30 protein-coding genes are annotated in these 19045 nt (G+C 38.7%); 27 read left to right on the forward strand and 3 right to left on the reverse strand.

Going from position 1 to position 19045, the window contains the following annotated elements; translation table 11 throughout:
• The first annotated feature begins 29 nt into the window (after window positions 1–29).
• The 3 genes from AC4BC3_RS00215 (at window position 30) to AC4BC3_RS00225 (ending at window position 2853) form a co-directional block, all read left to right on the forward strand.
• A complete protein-coding gene (locus AC4BC3_RS00215) occupies window positions 30–848 on the forward strand; it encodes a purine-nucleoside phosphorylase (RefSeq protein WP_206907758.1) in 819 nt (272 codons plus the stop codon).
• Window positions 849–887: 39 nt separating this feature from the next.
• Window positions 888–1595 (forward strand): purine-nucleoside phosphorylase, encoded by a 708-nt coding sequence (deoD, locus tag AC4BC3_RS00220; protein WP_206898904.1) that lies wholly within the window; start codon window positions 888–890, stop codon window positions 1593–1595.
• A 73-nt stretch (window positions 1596–1668) separates the two neighbouring features.
• Entirely contained in the window at window positions 1669–2853 is a 1185-nt protein-coding gene (locus tag AC4BC3_RS00225; RefSeq protein WP_490466676.1) for an iron-containing alcohol dehydrogenase, read from the forward strand.
• A 59-nt stretch (window positions 2854–2912) separates the two neighbouring features.
• On the opposite strand, the gene gpmA is transcribed toward AC4BC3_RS00225, so the two are convergent.
• The 3 genes from gpmA to rpiA all read right to left on the reverse strand — a co-directional run bounded on the left by gpmA (window position 2913) and on the right by rpiA (window position 5153).
• Window positions 2913–3599 (reverse strand): 2,3-diphosphoglycerate-dependent phosphoglycerate mutase, encoded by a 687-nt coding sequence (gpmA, locus tag AC4BC3_RS00230; RefSeq protein WP_067483560.1) that lies wholly within the window; start codon window positions 3597–3599, stop codon window positions 2913–2915.
• Window positions 3600–3764: 165 nt separating this feature from the next.
• Window positions 3765–4346, reverse strand: a complete 582-nt coding sequence (locus tag AC4BC3_RS00235; RefSeq protein WP_206907755.1) for a recombinase family protein — start codon at window positions 4344–4346, stop codon at window positions 3765–3767.
• A gap of 117 nt (window positions 4347–4463) precedes the next feature.
• Window positions 4464–5153 carry a ribose-5-phosphate isomerase RpiA gene (gene rpiA, locus AC4BC3_RS00240; protein ID WP_206907754.1) on the reverse strand — a complete coding sequence of 230 codons (690 nt, stop codon included), beginning with the start codon at window positions 5151–5153 and terminating at the stop codon, window positions 4464–4466.
• Window positions 5154–5463: 310 nt separating this feature from the next.
• On the opposite strand from rpiA, the gene rpsL reads away from it, so the two are divergent.
• From rpsL to rpmD, 24 genes are all read left to right on the forward strand, one after another.
• Complete coding sequence (gene rpsL, locus AC4BC3_RS00245; RefSeq protein ID WP_002294318.1) at window positions 5464–5877, forward strand: 30S ribosomal protein S12; 414 nt, start codon at window positions 5464–5466, stop codon at window positions 5875–5877.
• Between the two features lie 90 nt (window positions 5878–5967).
• The gene (gene rpsG / locus AC4BC3_RS00250) at window positions 5968–6438 is read left to right on the forward strand and encodes a 30S ribosomal protein S7 (protein ID WP_067483554.1); all 471 of its coding nucleotides are present in this window, start codon (window positions 5968–5970) and stop codon (window positions 6436–6438) included.
• 90 nt (window positions 6439–6528) lie between these two features.
• Window positions 6529–8616, forward strand: a complete 2088-nt coding sequence (gene fusA / locus AC4BC3_RS00255; protein WP_206907753.1) for an elongation factor G — start codon at window positions 6529–6531, stop codon at window positions 8614–8616.
• 172 nt (window positions 8617–8788) lie between these two features.
• The gene (gene tuf / locus AC4BC3_RS00260; RefSeq protein WP_206898899.1) at window positions 8789–9976 is read left to right on the forward strand and encodes an elongation factor Tu; all 1188 of its coding nucleotides are present in this window, start codon (window positions 8789–8791) and stop codon (window positions 9974–9976) included.
• A gap of 331 nt (window positions 9977–10307) precedes the next feature.
• Entirely contained in the window at window positions 10308–10616 is a 309-nt protein-coding gene (gene rpsJ / locus AC4BC3_RS00265; protein ID WP_005880808.1) for a 30S ribosomal protein S10, read from the forward strand.
• A 26-nt stretch (window positions 10617–10642) separates the two neighbouring features.
• Window positions 10643–11272 (forward strand): 50S ribosomal protein L3, encoded by a 630-nt coding sequence (gene rplC, locus AC4BC3_RS00270; RefSeq protein WP_067483548.1) that lies wholly within the window; start codon window positions 10643–10645, stop codon window positions 11270–11272.
• Window positions 11273–11299: 27 nt separating this feature from the next.
• Complete coding sequence (gene rplD / locus AC4BC3_RS00275) at window positions 11300–11923, forward strand: 50S ribosomal protein L4 (protein ID WP_067483547.1); 624 nt, start codon at window positions 11300–11302, stop codon at window positions 11921–11923.
• Window positions 11923–12213: a 50S ribosomal protein L23 gene (rplW, locus tag AC4BC3_RS00280; RefSeq protein ID WP_067483546.1), complete on the forward strand. Its 291-nt coding sequence runs from the start codon at window positions 11923–11925 to the stop codon at window positions 12211–12213. Before rplD ends, rplW begins: the two co-directional genes overlap by 1 nt.
• A gap of 40 nt (window positions 12214–12253) precedes the next feature.
• On the forward strand, window positions 12254–13087 hold the full coding sequence (gene rplB, locus AC4BC3_RS00285) for a 50S ribosomal protein L2 (RefSeq protein WP_206898898.1): 834 nt from the start codon (window positions 12254–12256) through the stop codon (window positions 13085–13087).
• 42 nt (window positions 13088–13129) lie between these two features.
• Window positions 13130–13408 carry a 30S ribosomal protein S19 gene (gene rpsS / locus AC4BC3_RS00290; protein ID WP_002288655.1) on the forward strand — a complete coding sequence of 93 codons (279 nt, stop codon included), beginning with the start codon at window positions 13130–13132 and terminating at the stop codon, window positions 13406–13408.
• Between the two features lie 22 nt (window positions 13409–13430).
• Window positions 13431–13778: a 50S ribosomal protein L22 gene (rplV, locus tag AC4BC3_RS00295; protein WP_067483544.1), complete on the forward strand. Its 348-nt coding sequence runs from the start codon at window positions 13431–13433 to the stop codon at window positions 13776–13778.
• 13 nt (window positions 13779–13791) lie between these two features.
• Window positions 13792–14448: a 30S ribosomal protein S3 gene (gene rpsC, locus AC4BC3_RS00300; RefSeq protein WP_067483543.1), complete on the forward strand. Its 657-nt coding sequence runs from the start codon at window positions 13792–13794 to the stop codon at window positions 14446–14448.
• A gap of 2 nt (window positions 14449–14450) precedes the next feature.
• A complete protein-coding gene (gene rplP, locus AC4BC3_RS00305) occupies window positions 14451–14885 on the forward strand; it encodes a 50S ribosomal protein L16 (RefSeq protein WP_067483541.1) in 435 nt (144 codons plus the stop codon).
• Window positions 14875–15063 carry a 50S ribosomal protein L29 gene (gene rpmC, locus AC4BC3_RS00310; protein WP_002288664.1) on the forward strand — a complete coding sequence of 63 codons (189 nt, stop codon included), beginning with the start codon at window positions 14875–14877 and terminating at the stop codon, window positions 15061–15063. Before rplP ends, rpmC begins: the two co-directional genes overlap by 11 nt.
• 24 nt (window positions 15064–15087) lie before the next feature.
• Window positions 15088–15354, forward strand: a complete 267-nt coding sequence (gene rpsQ, locus AC4BC3_RS00315; RefSeq protein ID WP_067483538.1) for a 30S ribosomal protein S17 — start codon at window positions 15088–15090, stop codon at window positions 15352–15354.
• A gap of 57 nt (window positions 15355–15411) precedes the next feature.
• Entirely contained in the window at window positions 15412–15780 is a 369-nt protein-coding gene (gene rplN / locus AC4BC3_RS00320; protein WP_002288669.1) for a 50S ribosomal protein L14, read from the forward strand.
• Between the two features lie 36 nt (window positions 15781–15816).
• Window positions 15817–16125: a 50S ribosomal protein L24 gene (gene rplX / locus AC4BC3_RS00325; protein WP_067483536.1), complete on the forward strand. Its 309-nt coding sequence runs from the start codon at window positions 15817–15819 to the stop codon at window positions 16123–16125.
• A 28-nt stretch (window positions 16126–16153) separates the two neighbouring features.
• The gene (gene rplE / locus AC4BC3_RS00330; protein ID WP_067483534.1) at window positions 16154–16693 is read left to right on the forward strand and encodes a 50S ribosomal protein L5; all 540 of its coding nucleotides are present in this window, start codon (window positions 16154–16156) and stop codon (window positions 16691–16693) included.
• An 18-nt stretch (window positions 16694–16711) separates the two neighbouring features.
• Window positions 16712–16897, forward strand: a complete 186-nt coding sequence (locus AC4BC3_RS00335) for a type Z 30S ribosomal protein S14 (protein ID WP_002356214.1) — start codon at window positions 16712–16714, stop codon at window positions 16895–16897.
• A gap of 36 nt (window positions 16898–16933) precedes the next feature.
• Window positions 16934–17332, forward strand: coding sequence for a 30S ribosomal protein S8 (rpsH, locus tag AC4BC3_RS00340; RefSeq protein WP_067483532.1), 399 nt, complete (start codon window positions 16934–16936; stop codon window positions 17330–17332).
• A gap of 31 nt (window positions 17333–17363) precedes the next feature.
• Window positions 17364–17900 carry a 50S ribosomal protein L6 gene (gene rplF / locus AC4BC3_RS00345; RefSeq protein ID WP_067483530.1) on the forward strand — a complete coding sequence of 179 codons (537 nt, stop codon included), beginning with the start codon at window positions 17364–17366 and terminating at the stop codon, window positions 17898–17900.
• A gap of 63 nt (window positions 17901–17963) precedes the next feature.
• Window positions 17964–18320: a 50S ribosomal protein L18 gene (gene rplR, locus AC4BC3_RS00350; protein ID WP_075491300.1), complete on the forward strand. Its 357-nt coding sequence runs from the start codon at window positions 17964–17966 to the stop codon at window positions 18318–18320.
• A gap of 20 nt (window positions 18321–18340) precedes the next feature.
• The gene (gene rpsE, locus AC4BC3_RS00355; RefSeq protein ID WP_067483528.1) at window positions 18341–18841 is read left to right on the forward strand and encodes a 30S ribosomal protein S5; all 501 of its coding nucleotides are present in this window, start codon (window positions 18341–18343) and stop codon (window positions 18839–18841) included.
• Window positions 18842–18855: 14 nt separating this feature from the next.
• The gene (rpmD, locus tag AC4BC3_RS00360; RefSeq protein ID WP_002290455.1) at window positions 18856–19035 is read left to right on the forward strand and encodes a 50S ribosomal protein L30; all 180 of its coding nucleotides are present in this window, start codon (window positions 18856–18858) and stop codon (window positions 19033–19035) included.
• Window positions 19036–19045 lie beyond the last annotated feature (10 nt).

The raw sequence follows: 19045 nt of genomic DNA on the forward strand, positions 1-19045 counted from the left end.
ACTAAAAACCATAACTTAGGAGAAAAAGAATGAAAAAATTAAGCGAAATGTTACAAGAAACAACTCAATTCATCCTTGATAAAGGGGTAAAAGAAATTGAATTTGGTATGATTCTTGGCTCAGGTCTTGGTGAGTTGGCAGATGAAATTGAAGATGCAATTAAGATTCCATATGACACAATTCCTTTCTTCCCAGTTTCAACGGTTGTTGGACATGCGGGACAACTAGTTTACGGTACATTATCAGGTAAAAAAGTTTTAGCGATGCAAGGACGTTTTCATTTTTATGAGGGGCATTCGATGCAAACAGTTACTTATCCAGTCCGAGTAATGGGTGCACTTGGTGCGCATTCAGTGATCGTAACAAATGCTTGCGGTGGCGTAAATGAATCTTTTGTACCAGGTGATTTGATGTTGATTAGTGATCACATTAATTTTACAGGCACGAATCCATTGATTGGTCCAAATGAAGATGAAATCGGCCCACGTTTCCCAGATATGAGTCAAGCTTACACACCTGCATACCGAGAATCTGCAAAAGAAGTTGCTAATAAGCTAGGGTTAGACTTAAAAGAAGGTGTTTACATGGGGTATTCAGGTCCGACTTATGAAACGCCAGCAGAAATCAAAATGTCACGTGTCATGGGTGCTGATGCAGTCGGAATGTCGACCGTTCCTGAAGTAATTGTTGCGGCACATGGAGGTTTAAATGTATTAGGTATTTCTTGTATCACGAATTTAGCGGCAGGAATGCAAGCAAATTTAAATCATGAAGAAGTAGTGGAAACAACGGAACGTGTTAAACAATCATTTAAAGCTTTAGTGAAAGAAACACTAGCAGTATTATAAAAAAGAGTATTAGTTGAAATTGAAGGAGAGATAAACTGAATGAGTGTTCATATCGAAGCAAAACAAGGTGAAATTGCTGACAAGATTTTACTTCCAGGAGACCCGTTACGTGCAAAATATATTGCAGAAACTTTTTTAGAAAATCCTGTTTGTTATAATCAAGTTCGTGGAATGCTAGGTTACACAGGAGAGTATAAAGGTGAGCGTGTTTCTGTACAAGGTACAGGGATGGGTATGCCTTCAGCAACGATTTATGCGCACGAACTAATTAATTCTTATGGCGTGAAAAAATTGATTCGCGTGGGGACTTGTGGTGCATTATCAACCGATGTCCATGTGAGAGATTTAGTGATTGCTCAAGGAGCAGCAACAAGTTCATCTATGATTGAAAAGAATTTTCAGCAATTCCATTTCCCGCCAATTGGTGATTTCGATTTATTATTGAAAGCTTATGAATTTGCTAAAGGAAAAGGGTACACAACTCATGTAGGAAATGTTTTGTCAGAAGATACATTTTATAAAGATGATTTAACTGAAACACTAAAATTAGCTGAACTTGGTGTTTTGGGTGTTGAAATGGAAGCTGCAGCACTTTATTATCTAGGTGCGAAATACAAAGTACAAACGTTAGGAATTATGACAGTTAGTGATCATTTGATTACTGGAGAAGAAACAACGGCACAAGAACGTCAAACAACGTTTAATGAAATGATTGAAGTTGGTTTAGAGACAGCAATCGCAAAATAATTGTAGAAAAAGCTTGGAACGACTATTATTAATATTGGTTCCAAGCTTTTTTAATAAGTAAGGAGGAAAAGAAATGGAAAATTTTCGCTTTGATGTAGCAACAGATATTCGTTTTGGAAAAGATCGTTGGGATGAATTACCAGAGGTCTTAAGTCACTTTGGAAAAAATGTTTTACTTGTTTATGGTGGAGGAAGTATTAAGAAAAATGGTGTTTATCAAAACATTATGAGTCGTCTACAAGATCATGACTTTAATGTAACAGAACTAAGTGGGGTAGAACCCAATCCTCGTATTGAAACAGTTAGAAAAGGGATTGCTCTTTGCCAAGAAAATCAAATTGATGTGATTCTTCCAGTTGGTGGAGGGTCAACGATCGATTGTGCTAAAGTAATTGGTGCAGGTTTTTTCTATGAAGGAGATCCATGGGATTTAGTTATCAAAAAAGCAAGTGTTGGGAAAGTGTTACCCTTAGTAACAGTGTTAACACTTGCAGCGACAGGGAGTGAAATGAATCGAGGAGCAGTCATTTCAAATCCAGAGACCAATCAAAAACTTGGCCTAGGTGGTTGGGAAATGTTACCTAAAGTTTCATTTCTTGATCCAACCACAACATTCACTGTACCAAAGAATCAAACTGCGGCAGGTTCAGCAGATATTTTCAGCCATCTAACTGAAAATTATTTTAAACGGACAACTGGAACAGATATTCAGGATTTCGTTGCAGAAGGGATTTTTAGAACAGTCATTAAAAATTGTCCAATTGCATTGAAATATCCAGACGATTATGATGCACGGGCAAACTTAATGTGGGCTAGTACCTTAGCTTTAAATGGATTAACTGGTAGTGGAAAAACGGGTGCGTGGTCCTGCCATCCAATTGAACATGAGTTGAGTGCATTTTATGATATTACGCACGGCGTTGGCTTAGCCATTTTGACCCCACGTTGGATGAACTATGCATTGAATGAAGAAACTGAAGAAAAATTTGCCCAATTTGCTCGTAACGTGTGGGGAATTCAAGAGTCAGTAAATCATCTTGCTGCAAAAGAAGGAATTCAGAAAACTTATGATTACTTTAAAGCATGTGGTATTCCTATGACTTTACCTGAAGTAGGGATCGATGAAACCAAATTTTCTTTGATGGCAGAACAGGCTGTTAAACACAGCCAAATTGCAACAGATGCGTATGTTCCATTGAACGAACAAGCAGTCGAAGAAATTTTGCGTGAGTGTTTGACAGAATCTAATTATTTATAATTAAAAAAGGAGTGGCGATAAAATCGCCACTCCTTTTTTTGGCTTATAATCAATAAAAATTATAAGTAGTATTTTTTAGCAACAGTTAGATCATCATTCAATTCATAAACAAGTGGTTGACCCGTTGGAATTTCAAGATCCATGATGTCTTCGTCAGAGATACCTTCAATATGTTTTGCTAAAGCGCGTAATGAGTTACCATGTGCAGCTACTAAAACAGTTTTGTCATCTAGTAATGCTGGAGCAATATGATCTTGCCAGAATGGTAAAGCACGTTCCAAAGTAACTTTTAAGTTTTCGCCACCAGGGATATCGCGTTTGTCTAACATAGCGTAACGACGTTCGTTTGCAGCTGAACCTTCGTCAGTTTCATCCAATAATGGAGGAAGAGTGTCGTAAGAACGGCGCCAAATATGAACTTGTTCGTCACCATATTTTTCAGCAGTTTCTTTTTTGTTCAAACCTTGTAATTTACCATAGTGACGTTCGTTTAAGCGCCATGATTTTACTTGAGGTACCCAAAGTTGATCTGAGTATTCTAAGATAAGGTTACAAGTTTTGATGGCACGAGTTAAAACAGAAGTATAGGCAATGTCAAATTCGATTCCAGCTTCTTTGATTTTGCGTCCGCCTTCTTTTGCTTCTTCGATACCTTCTGGTGCTAAGTTTACATCAGCCCAACCAGTAAATTGGTTTAAAGCATTCCATTCACTAAGACCGTGACGAGAAAAAACTAATTTTGGCATGTTTTGTGCTCCTTTTTAAAATATATTTATTTCTGAAAATTTCAGTTCTTGTTTATTGTACAATTTTTTTGAAAAGATTTCCATTGAAAATGATAGAAGATTAGGTTCAGATACGCAAAAAATATAAAAAAATAAGCAATCTTCGAAAAGATTACTTATTTTTAATTAATTATATAATTGCTCAATATCTTTTTCTGGAAGATTTATATATTTATAGCAAGTTCCAACAGAAACCCCACATTTTGATGAAATAAATTGGATTGTTTCTTTTTTTTCATAATAAAGACGACGAATTTTTTTGATAGTTTTGGCATCAATTTTAGGACGACCACCAATTTTTCCTTTTTTACGTGCTTCATTCAAGCCAATTAAAGTACGTTCTTTAATCAATGAGCATTCCATCGTAGCTAGACCTTCCATCAATTGAAAGTAAATTTTGCCCATTGGTTTACGAGTATCGATTTCTTCGGCAATACTTACTAAGTGAAGCCCACGATCGTTAAAAAGTTTTGTGAATTCCGTTAATTGTCTCGTTGATTTGCCAAGACGATGCAGTTGGCAAATGACAAGTGTGTCTCCTTGTTGCATTTGTTCAATGACGGATTCTAATTTGATCATTGTCTCAGCATCTTTTGATTCGTACGTTTCATGGAAAATTTCCTGACAACCAAAGGTAGATAGTTGTTCAACCTGAGTTGTTAAATCAACATCGTTTATGGTTGTGCGTGCATAACCAATAATTTTCATGATGATTCCTTTCTAGCGGTGATTTTTAAACAGAATACAATAGTAAAAATTTAGCATAAAGTCCATAAAAAAGATAGTATTTTAGCGGATTTTATCTAGAAGGTTTATCTGGAAATACTATACTTTAGGAGCGTGTGGTGTATCCAAAATTTGCACTCCATTGTCAGATCCGACAACTACTTTTGAAACAAGATTCAAGAATAAGCCATGTTCAACAACACCAACAAGATTATCTAAGTAGTCGGCAAGTGTTTCTGGCTGTTCAATAGTTTGAAGATGTAAATCAATAATGAAATGTCCACTATCAGTTTTAAGGGTTTCACCATTCGTTGTTTTTCGTAAAACTGGATGAAAACCTTTTGCTTCAAATAGACGTAGCAACTGTTGTGAACCATATGGGATAACTTCAACAGGGAGAGGAAAATTCCCGAGTTTTTCGACTAGTTTTGATTCATCGACGATCCAAATCGTTTCTTTTGAATAGGTAGCGACGATTTTTTCGAATAGTAAGGCCGCACCTCCGCCTTTAATTCCTTGAAAATCAGTACTGATTTCGTCTGCACCATCAATCGTTAGGTCAACTTCAACAACATCATCAATACTCTTTAATGGAATACCGAGTTTTTCGGCTTGTTCTTTCGTTGCATTTGATGTTGTTACACCTACGATTTTTAGTCCCTCTTCTCTCATCCGGCGACCAAGTTCTTCTACCATATAATAAGCAGTAGATCCAGTTCCGAGACCAACGATCATACCATCTTTGACAAATTTTGCGGCTTCGATACCAGCCTGTTGTTTTAGATTCATGTTTGCTTTCCCCTTTTTTTGAGTTTGAGCTTTCCAGCTTATTTTAGCGTTTATTTCAGTAAAAAGATACCTTTCTTTAGAGTCAATTTGAATGATTTTCAAAAAAAATATGGAACAAGTTGACATGGGTTTTCATTCATGCTATTCTAACGAAGGTGCTTTATCTACAGGTCTCTGTAAAGAGACGTGCTGACTGTTTATCAAAGCATATTTGATAAAGATGCAGACATTGCATTTATTTTTTATCGCAAAAAAAGAACCACCTGGATGTGTGGAACTAGATGCGAATGAGGGAAGGAGGAAACAAGGAATGCCTACAATTAACCAATTAGTACGTAAACCTCGTAAATCAAAGGTGGAAAAATCAAATTCACCTGCTTTGAACAAAGGATATAACAGCTTTAAGAAAACTCAAACTAACGTGAACTCTCCTCAAAAACGTGGGGTAGCAACTCGTGTGGGAACTATGACACCTAAAAAACCGAACTCAGCTTTACGTAAATATGCTCGTGTTCGTTTGTCAAACTTGATTGAAGTTACTGCTTATATCCCAGGGATTGGTCATAACTTACAAGAACATAGCGTTGTATTATTACGCGGTGGACGTGTAAAAGACTTACCAGGGGTACGTTACCACATCGTTCGTGGTGCACTAGATACTGCTGGTGTTAACGATCGTAAACAAAGCCGTTCTAAATACGGTACTAAGAAACCTAAAGCTTAATTTTAATTAATTAGCCAAACAAACAATTAAACTTTACTTCTATATAAGAGGTAAATACTAAGAACTATATTTCGGAAGGAGGAGTTACGGATGCCACGTAAAGGTCCTGTTGCAAAACGTGATGTTTTACCAGATCCTATTTATAACTCAAAATTAGTAACTCGCTTAATCAACCGTGTAATGGTTGATGGAAAACGCGGGATTGCAGCTAACATTATCTATAATGCCTTTGATTTAATCAAAGAATCTACAGGTAACGATCCATTAGAAGTGTTTGAACAAGCAATGAAAAATGTAATGCCTGTTCTTGAAGTTAAAGCACGTCGTGTTGGGGGTTCAAACTATCAAGTACCAGTTGAAGTTCGCCCTGAACGTCGTACAACTCTAGGTCTTCGTTGGGTAGTAAACTACGCTCGCTTGCGCGGTGAACACACAATGGAAGAACGTCTAGCTAAAGAAATCATGGATGCTGCAAACAATACAGGTGCTTCTGTTAAAAAACGCGAAGACACTCATAAAATGGCAGATGCTAACCGTGCGTTTGCTCACTACCGCTGGTAAGATTCTCTCTGTTTGGTCGGCTTTATGCCGACCTCAGAAGATGTCCTTATTTTTAGCAACTAGATAGTAAAGAGAGGAGAAACAAGGAGAATGACCAGAGAATTTTCTTTAGATAATACTCGTAATATCGGTATCATGGCCCATATTGATGCTGGTAAAACAACTGCTACTGAACGTATCTTGTACTATACTGGTAAAATCCATAAAATTGGTGAAACTCATGAAGGAGCTTCACAAATGGACTGGATGGAACAAGAACAAGAACGTGGAATTACGATCACTTCTGCTGCAACAACTGCACAATGGAAGGGTCACCGAATCAACATCATCGACACACCAGGACACGTAGACTTCACTGTTGAAGTTGAACGTTCATTACGTGTACTTGATGGTGCTGTTACAGTTCTTGATGCACAATCAGGTGTAGAACCTCAAACTGAAACAGTTTGGCGTCAAGCTACAACTTATGGTGTACCTCGTATTGTATTTGCAAACAAAATGGATAAGATCGGTGCTGACTTCTTATATTCAGTATCAACTTTACATGACCGTTTGCAAGCAAATGCTCACCCAATTCAATTACCAATTGGTGCTGAAGATGACTTCACAGGAATTATTGACCTTGTAACAATGAAGGCTGAAATCTATACAAATGATTTAGGTACTGAAATTGAAGAACGAGAAATTCCAGAAGAATATCTTGAACTAGCTGAAGAATGGCGCGAAAAATTAGTTGAAGCAGTTGCTGAAACTGATGAAGAACTTACTTTGAAATACTTAGAAGGTGAAGAAATCACTGAAGCTGAGTTAAAAGAAGGTATTCGTCGTGCAACACTTAATGTAGACTTCTATCCAGTATTGTGTGGTTCAGCATTCAAGAATAAAGGGGTTCAATTGTTATTGGACGCTGTTCTTGATTACTTACCATCACCATTAGATATTCCTGCTATTAAAGGGATTGATCCTAAAACTGATGAAGAAGTTCTACGTCCTGCAGACGATGAAGCTCCATTCTCAGCATTAGCATTTAAAGTTATGACTGACCCATTCGTAGGTCGTTTAACTTTCTTCCGTGTGTACTCTGGTGTTTTAAAATCAGGTTCATACGTACAAAACGCAACAAAAGGCAAACGCGAACGTGTTGGTCGTATCTTACAGATGCACGCTAACTCACGTTCAGAAATCTCTGAAGTTTACGCTGGAGATATCGCTGCTGCTGTTGGTTTGAAAGATACAACAACTGGGGACACACTTTGTGACGAAAAGAATTTAGTAATTCTTGAATCAATGGAATTCCCAGAACCAGTTATCCAAGTCGCTATTGAACCTAAATCAAAAGCTGACCAAGATAAAATGGGTGTTGCTCTTCAAAAACTATCTGAAGAAGATCCTACTTTCCGTGCTGAAACAAACGTGGAAACAGGCGAAACTGTTATCGCTGGTATGGGTGAACTTCACTTAGACATCATCGTAGACCGTATGCGTCGCGAATTTAAAGTTGAAGCTAACGTAGGTGCTCCTCAAGTATCTTACCGTGAAACTTTCCGTGCTGGTACTCAAGCCGAAGGTAAGTTTGTACGTCAGTCTGGCGGTAAAGGTCAATACGGTCATGTATGGATTGAATTTACTCCAAACGAAGAAGGCGGCGGCTTTGAATTTGAAAATGCAATCGTCGGTGGGGTTGTTCCACGTGAATACATCCCAGCTGTTGAAACAGGTTTGAAAGATGCTATGGAAAATGGTGTCTTAGCTGGATATCCATTAGTTGATATCAAAGCAAAACTTTACGATGGTTCATACCATGATGTCGATTCAAATGAAACTGCCTTCCGTGTTGCTGCTTCTATGGCATTACGTGCGGCAGCTAAGAAAGCTAATCCAGTTATCCTTGAACCAATTATGGCTGTTGAAGTAGTTATTCCAGAAGATTACTTAGGTGATGTTATGGGACACGTTACTGCACGTCGTGGTCGCGTTGAAGGTATGGAAGCTCGCGCTGGCGGACAACAAGTTGTTCGTGCTATGGTTCCTCTTGCTGAAATGTTTGGTTATGCTACAACGCTTCGTTCAGCTACTCAAGGTCGTGGTACGTTTACTATGACATTTGACCACTACGAAGATGTACCAAAATCAGTTCAAGAAGAAATCATTAAGAAAAACGGCGGAAAAGCTGAATAATTTCTTAAAAACTTGATAATCACGTAAAGAGATTATCTAAAGAGACTATATTTTTAATATAGTTTCGTGTAAAATAACTATCGATGATATGGGCATGTGATGTACGTTGAGTACATCATGTTCCTATCAGATAAATAAAAAATTATATTGTATTTTGGGAGGACATTTTAAAATGGCAAAAGAAAAATTTGACCGTTCTAAACCACACGTTAACATTGGTACTATTGGCCACGTTGACCATGGTAAAACTACATTAACAGCTGCAATCACAACTGTACTATCTAAGAAAAACGGCGGCCAAGCTATGGCTTACGATCAAATCGATGGTGCTCCAGAAGAACGTGAACGCGGAATCACTATCTCAACAGCTCACGTTGAATATGAAACTGACACACGTCACTATGCTCACGTTGACTGCCCAGGACACGCGGACTACGTTAAAAACATGATCACTGGTGCTGCACAAATGGATGGAGCTATCTTAGTAGTTTCTGCTGCTGATGGTCCTATGCCTCAAACTCGTGAACATATTCTATTGTCACGTCAAGTTGGTGTTCCTTACATCGTTGTATTCTTGAACAAAGTTGACATGGTTGACGATGAAGAATTATTAGAATTAGTTGAAATGGAAGTTCGTGACTTATTAACAGAATACGAATTCCCTGGTGACGATGTTCCTGTTGTTGCTGGTTCAGCTTTGAAAGCTTTAGAAGGCGACGCTTCATACGAAGAAAAAATCCTTGAATTAATGGCTGCAGTTGACGAATATATCCCAACTCCAGAACGTGACAACGACAAACCATTCATGATGCCAGTTGAAGATGTATTCTCAATCACTGGTCGTGGTACTGTTGCAACTGGTCGTGTTGAACGTGGACAAGTTCGCGTTGGTGACGAAGTTGAAGTTGTTGGTATTGCTGAAGAAACTTCAAAAACAACTGTAACTGGTGTTGAAATGTTCCGTAAATTATTGGATTACGCTGAAGCAGGCGATAACATTGGTGCTTTATTACGTGGTGTTTCACGTGATGATATCCAACGTGGTCAAGTTTTAGCTAAACCAGGTACAATCACACCTCATACAAAATTCTCTGCAGAAGTATACGTGTTGACTAAAGAAGAAGGTGGACGTCATACTCCATTCTTCACTAACTACCGTCCACAATTCTACTTCCGTACAACAGACGTAACTGGTGTTGTTGAATTACCAGAAGGAACTGAAATGGTTATGCCTGGCGACAACGTAACTATGGAAGTTGAATTAATTCACCCAATCGCTATCGAAAACGGTACTAAATTCTCAATCCGTGAAGGCGGACGTACAGTTGGTGCTGGTGTCGTTACTGAAATCAAAGCTTAATTTTTAAGCTTACTCAAAGCAACATTATATTCGGACTTAAAAGCTCGAAACAATCATTGTTAGTGATTGTTTCGAGCTTTTTCTTTTTTTATGAAAAAATATGAAAATAAATTGAATTTCCAAAGAAAAAGCCTTGCGTTGTATGTTTTAATATACTATAATTACAAAGGTGCGTTTACCTTGGTGAATTGCACAGACGGAATCAGGTTGATTCTTGTCGGCTAAGAAACGAGAGGTTGCGACACGCCCGGACGCTTTGCCACGAACGAGCGTGACGGAAATTTTCGTGGAGCTATGTCTACTTTTCAAAATAGGCGAAGGAGGGAACAAGATGGCAAAACAAAAAATTCGTATCCGTTTAAAAGCGTATGAACACCGTATTTTAGATCAATCAGCGGATAAAATTGTAGAAACTGCAAAAAGAACTGGAGCTAGTGTATCTGGTCCAATTCCATTACCAACAGAACGTAGTCTTTACACTGTTATTCGTGCGACTCATAAATACAAAGATTCTCGCGAACAATTCGAAATGCGTACTCACAAACGTCTAATTGACATTGTGAACCCAACACCAAAAACTGTTGATGCTTTGATGAAGCTAGACTTACCATCTGGTGTAAACATCGAAATCAAACTATAAAAAATTAAATTAATGGAGGTGTACTCATGACCAAAGGAATCTTAGGGAAAAAAGTGGGAATGACACAAATCTTCACTGAATCTGGTGAATTAATTCCAGTAACTGTTGTAGAAGCTACTCCAAACGTAGTACTACAAGTGAAAACAATGGAAACTGATGGCTACGAAGCTATTCAAGTTGGTTACCAAGATATGCGTGAAGTTTTATCAAACAAACCTGCGAAAGGTCATGTTGCAAAAGCAAACACGGCTCCTAAGCGCTTCATTCGTGAATTCAAAAATGTTGAGCTAGGAGAATATGAAGTAGGAAAAGAAGTTACAGTAGATGTTTTCCAAGCAGGAGACATTATTGATGTAACAGGTACTACGAAAGGTAAAGGATTCCAAGGGGTTATCAAACGTCACGGCCAAAGCCGCGGACCAATGGCTCACGGTTCTCGTTACCATCGTCGTCCTGGGTCAATGGGTCCAGTTGCACCTAACCGTGTATTCAAAAATAAACGTCTTGCTGGCCGTATGGGTGGCAACCGCGTGACAATCCAAAACTTGGAAGTTGTTCGCGTTGACGCAGAAAGAAACGTAATCTTAATTAAAGGTAACGTTCCTGGAGCTAAGAAATCATTAATCACTATCAAATCAGCTGTGAAAGCTAAATAATAGTAGGAAGAAAGGAGGAACTAAGGAATGCCGAATGTAGCATTATTCAAACAAGATGGTAGCCAAAACGGTGAAATCACACTTAACGAAGAAATTTTCGGAATCGAACCTAATGAAAGTGTTGTTTACGATGCAATCGTTATGCAACGTGCTTCATTAAGACAAGGAACACATGCGGTTAAAAATCGTAGCGCTGTTCGCGGCGGTGGACGTAAACCATGGCGTCAAAAAGGAACAGGTCGTGCTCGTCAAGGATCTATCCGCTCACCACAATGGCGTGGAGGTGGCGTAGTTTTCGGACCAACACCACGTTCTTACAGCTACAAACTTCCTAAAAAAGTTCGTCGTTTAGCAATGAAATCTGTTTTATCAGAAAAAGTTGCTTCAAATAACTTGGTTGTTGTTGATGCATTAAGCTTTGACGCACCAAAAACAAAAGAATTTAAAGAAGTTCTTGCTAACTTATCTGTAGACGCTAAAGTATTAGTAGTTTTAGAAACTGGCAATGAGTTCGCTGCTTTATCTGCACGTAACTTATCAAACGTTTCTGTAGTAACTTCTGATAATGTTAGTGTTCTAGACGTTGTTTCTAACGTGAAAGTGTTAGCAACACAAACTGCTCTTACTCAAATTGAGGAGGTGCTTGCATAATGAACTTACTAGACGTAATCAAACGCCCAGTGATCACTGAAAAATCTATGCTTGCTATGGATGATAAAAAGTATACTTTCGAAGTTGACACTCGCGTAAACAAAACTTTAGTAAAACAAGCGGTAGAAGCTGCTTTTGACGTTAAAGTCAAAAACGTGAACATCGTGAATGTTCGTGCGAAATTCAAGCGTATGGGCAAACATGCGGGATACACTAAAAAACGTCGCAAAGCGATTGTTACATTAACAGAAGATTCAAAAGAAATTCAATTATTCGAAGCTGCTGAATAAGCACTATCTTGAAAACTTATTATAAATAGGAGGGAAAAACGTGGCGATTAAAAAGTACAAACCTACCTCAAATGGTCGTCGTAACATGACAGGTTCTGATTTTGCTGAAATCACAACATCAACACCTGAAAAATCATTGTTACAACCATTGAAAAACCATGCTGGTCGTAATAACAACGGTCGCATCACTGTACGTCATCAAGGCGGCGGACACAAACGTCAATACCGCGTAATCGACTTCAAACGTAACAAAGATAACGTTGTTGCTACTGTTCAAACGATCGAATATGATCCAAACCGTTCAGCAAACATCGCGTTAGTACACTACGAAGATGGAGTGAAAGCTTACATCTTAGCACCAAAAGGACTACAAGTTGGAATGAAACTTGTTTCAGGTCCAGATGCAGATATCAAAGTTGGTAATGCTCTTCCTTTGGAAAACATTCCAGTTGGTACTGTTATCCATAACATCGAAATGAAACCTGGTAAAGGTGGACAATTAATTCGTTCTGCTGGTACAAGTGCTCAAGTACTTGGTAAAGAAGGCAAATATGTATTGATCCGCTTAAACTCTGGTGAAGTTCGTATGATTTTAGCTGCATGCCGTGCAACTATCGGTTCTGTAGGTAATGAACAACATGAACTTATTAACATCGGTAAAGCTGGACGCTCTCGTTGGATGCGCAAACGCCCAACAGTACGTGGTAGCGTAATGAACCCTAACGATCACCCACACGGTGGTGGTGAAGGTAAAGCTCCGATCGGACGTAAAGCACCAGTTTCTCCTTGGGGTCAACCAGCTCTTGGTTACAAAACTCGTAACAAGAAAGCCCAATCAGACAAACTTATCGTACGTCGTCGCAAGACTAAATAATTTCTTTGACCATGTGTCGCACATTTTGAGAGGAGGTTCACCATGGGTCGTAGTTTAAAGAAAGGACCTTTCGTCGATGAGCATTTAATGAAAAAAGTTGAAGCTCAAGCGGGGGTTGAAAAGAAAAAAGTTATCAAAACTTGGTCACGTAGATCAACAGTATTCCCAAGTTTTGTTGGATATACCATCGCAGTTTATGATGGACGTAAACATGTACCAGTTTACATCCAAGAAGACATGGTAGGACACAAATTAGGTGAATTTGCACCAACAAGAACTTATCGTGGCCACGCTGCAGACGATAAGAAAACTAAACGCTAATTTGAGGGGAGGATAAATCCAAATGGCAGAACAAATCACATCAGCTAAAGCAACTGCAAAAACAGTTCGCACTTCACCTCGAAAAGCCCGTTTAGTAATTGACCTTATCAGAGGTAAAAGTGTTGCGGATGCAATTTCAATTTTGAAATTCACACCGAACAAATCTGCTGGAATCATCGAGAAAGTCTTGATGTCAGCAGTTGCAAATGCAGAAAATAATTTTGACTTAGACGTTGAAAATTTAGTAGTATCTGAAGCTTTTATTAACGAAGGACCAACAATGAAACGTTTCCGTCCACGCGCAAAAGGTTCAGCTTCTCCAATCAATAAACGTACAAGTCATATTACAGTAGTCGTATCAGAAAAATAAGGAGGGATAATCAGTGGGTCAAAAAGTACATCCAATTGGAATGCGTGTAGGCATCATCCGCGACTGGGATGCTAAATGGTATGCTGAAAAAGAGTATGCTGAATTCTTACACGAAGATCTAAGAATCCGTAAATTTATTTCAACTAAACTTGCTGATGCCGCTGTGTCAACTGTTGAAATCGAACGTGCTGCAAATCGCGTAAACATTTCAATCCACACAGCTAAACCAGGTATGGTTATTGGTAAAGGCGGTTCTGAAGTTGAAAGCCTAAGAAAAGAATTAAATAAATTAACTGGTAAAAGAATTCACATCAACATCGTGGAAATCAAAAAACCAGATTTAGATGCTAAATTAGTGGGCGAAGGAATTGCACGTCAATTAGAAAACCGTGTAGCTTTCCGTCGTGCGCAAAAACAAGCTATCCAACGTTCAATGCGTGCAGGCGCTAAAGGGATCAAAACTCAAGTATCTGGACGCTTAAATGGTGCTGATATTGCACGTTCAGAAGGATACTCAGAAGGAACTGTTCCTCTTCATACATTACGTGCGGATATCGATTATGCATGGGAAGAAGCAGATACAACATACGGAAAACTAGGAGTTAAAGTGTGGATCTATCGTGGAGAAATTCTTCCAACTAAAAAAAACACTGAGAAAGGAGGGAAATAATCATGTTAGTACCTAAACGTGTAAAACACCGTCGTGAATTCCGCGGAAAAATGCGTGGTGAAGCTAAAGGTGGTAAAGAAATCGCATTTGGTGAATATGGCTTACAAGCTGTTGATTCACACTGGATTACAAACCGACAAATCGAAGCTTCTCGTATCGCAATGACTCGTTACATGAAACGTGGTGGGAAAGTATGGATTAAAATTTTCCCTCACAAATCTTATACTGCCAAAGCAATTGGGGTACGTATGGGTTCTGGTAAAGGGGCACCTGAAGGATGGGTTGCACCAGTAAAACGTGGTAAAATCATGTTTGAAATTGCAGGCGTTCCTGAAGAGGTAGCTCGTGAAGCGTTACGTCTAGCTTCTCACAAATTACCAATGAAAACTAAGATCGTAAAACGTGAGGAAATGGGTGGTGAATCGAATGAAGGTTAAAGAAATCAGAGAATTAACCACTGCCGAAATGCTTGATCAAGAAAAACAATTAAAAGAAGAATTGTTTAATCTTAGATTCCAATTAGCAACAGGTCAATTAGAAAACACTGCACGTATTAAAGAAGTACGTAAATCGATTGCACGCATCAAAACTGTATTGCGTGAACAAGCTAAGTAATTATGGAAGGAGGCCATTAAGCGTATGACTGAAGAAAGAAATCAACGCAAGGTTTATCAAGGTCGTGTAGTTTCAGACAAAATGGATAAAACAATCACCGTTGCTGTCGAAACTAAGAAAAATCACCCTATCTATGGCAAACGCATGAACTATTCTAAGAAATACAAAGTGCATGATGAAAACAACACTGCCAAAGTGGGAGATATCGTGAGAATTATGGAAACTCGTCCATTATCAGCTACAAAACGTTTCCGTTTACTAGAAGTAGTCGAAGAAGCAGTTATTATCTAATAACACGAGATTTTCCTATATAGATTGAATGCAAAATCTGAAAGGAGGATACACAACGTGATCCAAGCAGAAAGTCGTTTAAAAGTCGCTGACAATTCAGGCGCACGTGAAATTTTGACGATCAAAGTCCTTGGTGGATCTGGTCGTAAAACTGCTAATATCGGTGATGTTATCGTTGCTACGGTTAAACAAGCAACGCCAGGTGGGGTTGTCAAAAAAGGTGACGTCGTTAAAGCCGTTATCGTTCGAACAAAATCAGGAGCTCGTCGTACAGACGGTTCATACATTAAGTTTGATGAAAATGCTGCAGTGATTATTCGTGATGATAAAAGCCCTCGTGGAACACGTATCTTTGGGCCAGTTGCACGTGAACTACGTGAAAACAACTTCATGAAGATCGTTTCACTAGCACCAGAAGTTTTATAATCTTGAGACACTTATCAAAGGAGGTGCGAAACAGTTATGTTTGTTAAAAAAGGCGATAAAGTTAAAGTTATCACTGGAAAAGACAAAAATAAAGAAGGCGTTGTATTAGCAGCGTTTCCTAAAAAAGATAAAGTCATTGTCGAAGGTGTGAATATTGTCAAAAAACACCAAAAACCTTCTCAGGCTGCTCCTCAAGGTGGTATTGTTGAGATGGAAGCTCCAGTTCATGTTTCTAACGTGATGGTGATCGACTCTACTGGTGTAGCTGGCCGAGTTGGCTACAAAGAAGTAGATGGCAAAAAAGTCCGTGTTTCTAAAAAAACCGGTGAAGTTCTAGATAAATAATAATTTTAAGGAAGGAGGGTCTTACTGAATGAACCGCCTAAAAGAAAAATATCTTAAAGAAATTACTCCATCATTGATGGAAAAATTCGACTATAGCTCTGTTATGCAAACACCTAAAGTTGAAAAAATCGTCATCAACATGGGTGTTGGTGATGCGGTATCAAACGCTAAAAACTTAGACAAAGCAGTTGAAGAATTAACTTTAATCACTGGACAAAAACCAATGATTACTAAAGCAAAAAAATCAATCGCTGGATTCCGTTTACGTGAAGGAATGCCAATTGGTGCAAAAGTTACTTTGCGCGGAGAAAGAATGTATGAATTCTTAGACAAATTGGTTTCAGTTTCACTACCACGTGTACGTGATTTCCATGGTGTAAGTAAAAAAGCCTTTGACGGTCGTGGAAACTATACTTTAGGTATTAAAGAACAATTGATCTTCCCAGAAGTAGATTATGATTTAGTAGATAAAGTACGCGGTATGGACATCGTTATTGTAACAACAGCTAACTCAGATGAAGAATCTCGTGAGTTGTTAACACAATTAGGTATGCCATTCCAAAAATAATTAAAGGAGGCGAACTACGTGGCTAAAAAATCAATGATTGCTAAAAACAAACGTCCTGCAAAACATTCAACACAAGCTTATACTCGTTGCGAACGTTGCGGACGTCCACATTCAGTTTATCGTAAGTTCCATCTTTGCCGTATTTGCTTCCGCGAACTTGCCTATAAAGGTCAAATTCCCGGCGTGAAGAAAGCTAGCTGGTAAAAAGTAAATTCGCATAAGAAGGAGGTAATTAGTTCAATGGTCATGACAGATCCAATTGCAGATTTTCTAACTCGTATCCGTAATGCAAACATGGTTAAACATGAGTCTTTAGAAGTACCTGCATCAAAAATCAAACGTGACATCGCTGAAATCTTGAAACGTGAAGGTTTCGTCCGTGATGTTGAATATATCGAAGATGACAAACAAGGCGTAATCCGTGTTTTCCTAAAATTTGGTAAAAACGGTGAACGTGTTATCACAAACTTAAAACGTATTTCTAAACCAGGATTGCGTGCTTATGTCAAAGCTGACGAAGTACCAAAAGTATTAAATGGTTTAGGTATCGCAATTATTTCGACTTCTGACGGTGTTATCACTGACAAAGAAGCTCGTGAAAAAAATGTCGGCGGCGAAGTTATCGCTTACGTATGGTAATTAAGTAGAATCTACAAGGAGGTGTCTTTAAGTGAGCCGTATCGGAAATAAAATCGTAGTCATTCCTGCAGGAGTAACTGTTACTCAAGATGGAAATGATATTACAGTTAAAGGACCTAAAGGTGAATTAACACGTACTTTTTCTTCAGATATTACTATGAATATTGAAGGAAATGAAGTTACTTTCACTCGTCCAAACGACAGTAAAGAAATGAAAACAATCCATGGAACAACTCGTGCTAACTTCAACAACATGGTTGTCGGTGTTAGTGAAGGTTTCCAAAAAGCATTAGAACTTATTGGGGTTGGATACCGTGCACAATTACAAGGTTCAAAACTTGTATTGAACGTTGGTTATTCTCATCCAGTAGAAATTACACCACCAGCTGGTGTTACAGTTGAAGTTCCTGCCAATACACAAGTAATTGTTAAAGGTGCGAACAAAGAAGCAGTTGGCGAATTAGCTGCGAACATTCGTGGTACTCGTCCTCCAGAACCTTATAAAGGTAAAGGTATTCGCTATGTTGGTGAATATGTACGCCGTAAAGAAGGTAAAACTGGTAAATAATCGTAATTTGTTCAAATTACGATTCGCGGCCTAACGGCTAGCATTATTAAAGAGGTGACAATTGTGATTACAAAACCAGATAAGAATAAAACACGTCAAAAGAGACATCGTCGTGTACGTAATAATATCTCTGGTACTGCTGAGCGCCCACGCTTGAACGTTTTCCGTTCTAATAAAAACATCTACGCGCAATTAATTGATGACGTAGCGGGTGTAACGCTAGCAAGTGCCTCTACCTTGGATAAAGAAATTTCAGGTGGAACAAAAACAGAAACAGCTACTGCTGTGGGTAAATTAGTTGCTGAACGCGCAGCTGAAAAAGGCATTAAAGTAGTAGTCTTTGACCGTGGTGGATACCTTTACCATGGCCGTGTGCAAGCTTTAGCTGAAGCTGCTCGCGAAAATGGACTAGAATTTTAGAAGAAGGAGGAATACCATTCATGGTTTACATTGATCCAAAACATTTGGAATTAGAAGACCGCGTTGTTGCAATCAACCGTGTAACAAAAGTTGTTAAAGGTGGACGTCGTCTACGCTTTGCTGCTTTAGTTGTTGTCGGTGATAAAAACGGACACGTAGGTTTCGGTACTGGTAAAGCTCAAGAAGTACCAGAAGCAATCCGTAAAGCAATTGAAGATGCGAAGAAAAACTTAGTTGAAGTACCAATGGTCGGTTCAACAATCCCACACGAAGTTATCGGTACTTTTAGTGGTGGTAGAATCCTAATGAAACCTGCTGTAGAAGGTTCTGGGGTTGCTGCTGGTGGACCAGTTCGTGCCGTATTAGAATTAGCAGGGGTAGCTGATATCACTTCTAAATCATTAGGCTCAAATACACCAATCAACGTTGTTCGTGCAACTGTTGAAGGTTTGAAACAATTGAAACGTGCTGAAGAAGTTGCAGAACTTCGTGGCAAATCAGTTGAAGAAATTATCGGATAAGGAGGACAAAAATAATGGCTGAATTAAAAGTTACTTTAAAACGCAGTATTATCGGACGTCCTCAAAACCAACGTGACACTGTTAAAGCGTTGGGTCTTACAAAGATTAACAGTTCAGTGGTTAAGCCTTCTAATGAAGCTATTAAAGGTATGATCAATACTGTTTCTCACCTAGTGGACGTTGAAGAAGTCTAATAATTAAGAA

It is taken from the genome of Enterococcus sp. AAFC-DPL-6103, assembly GCF_058216595.1.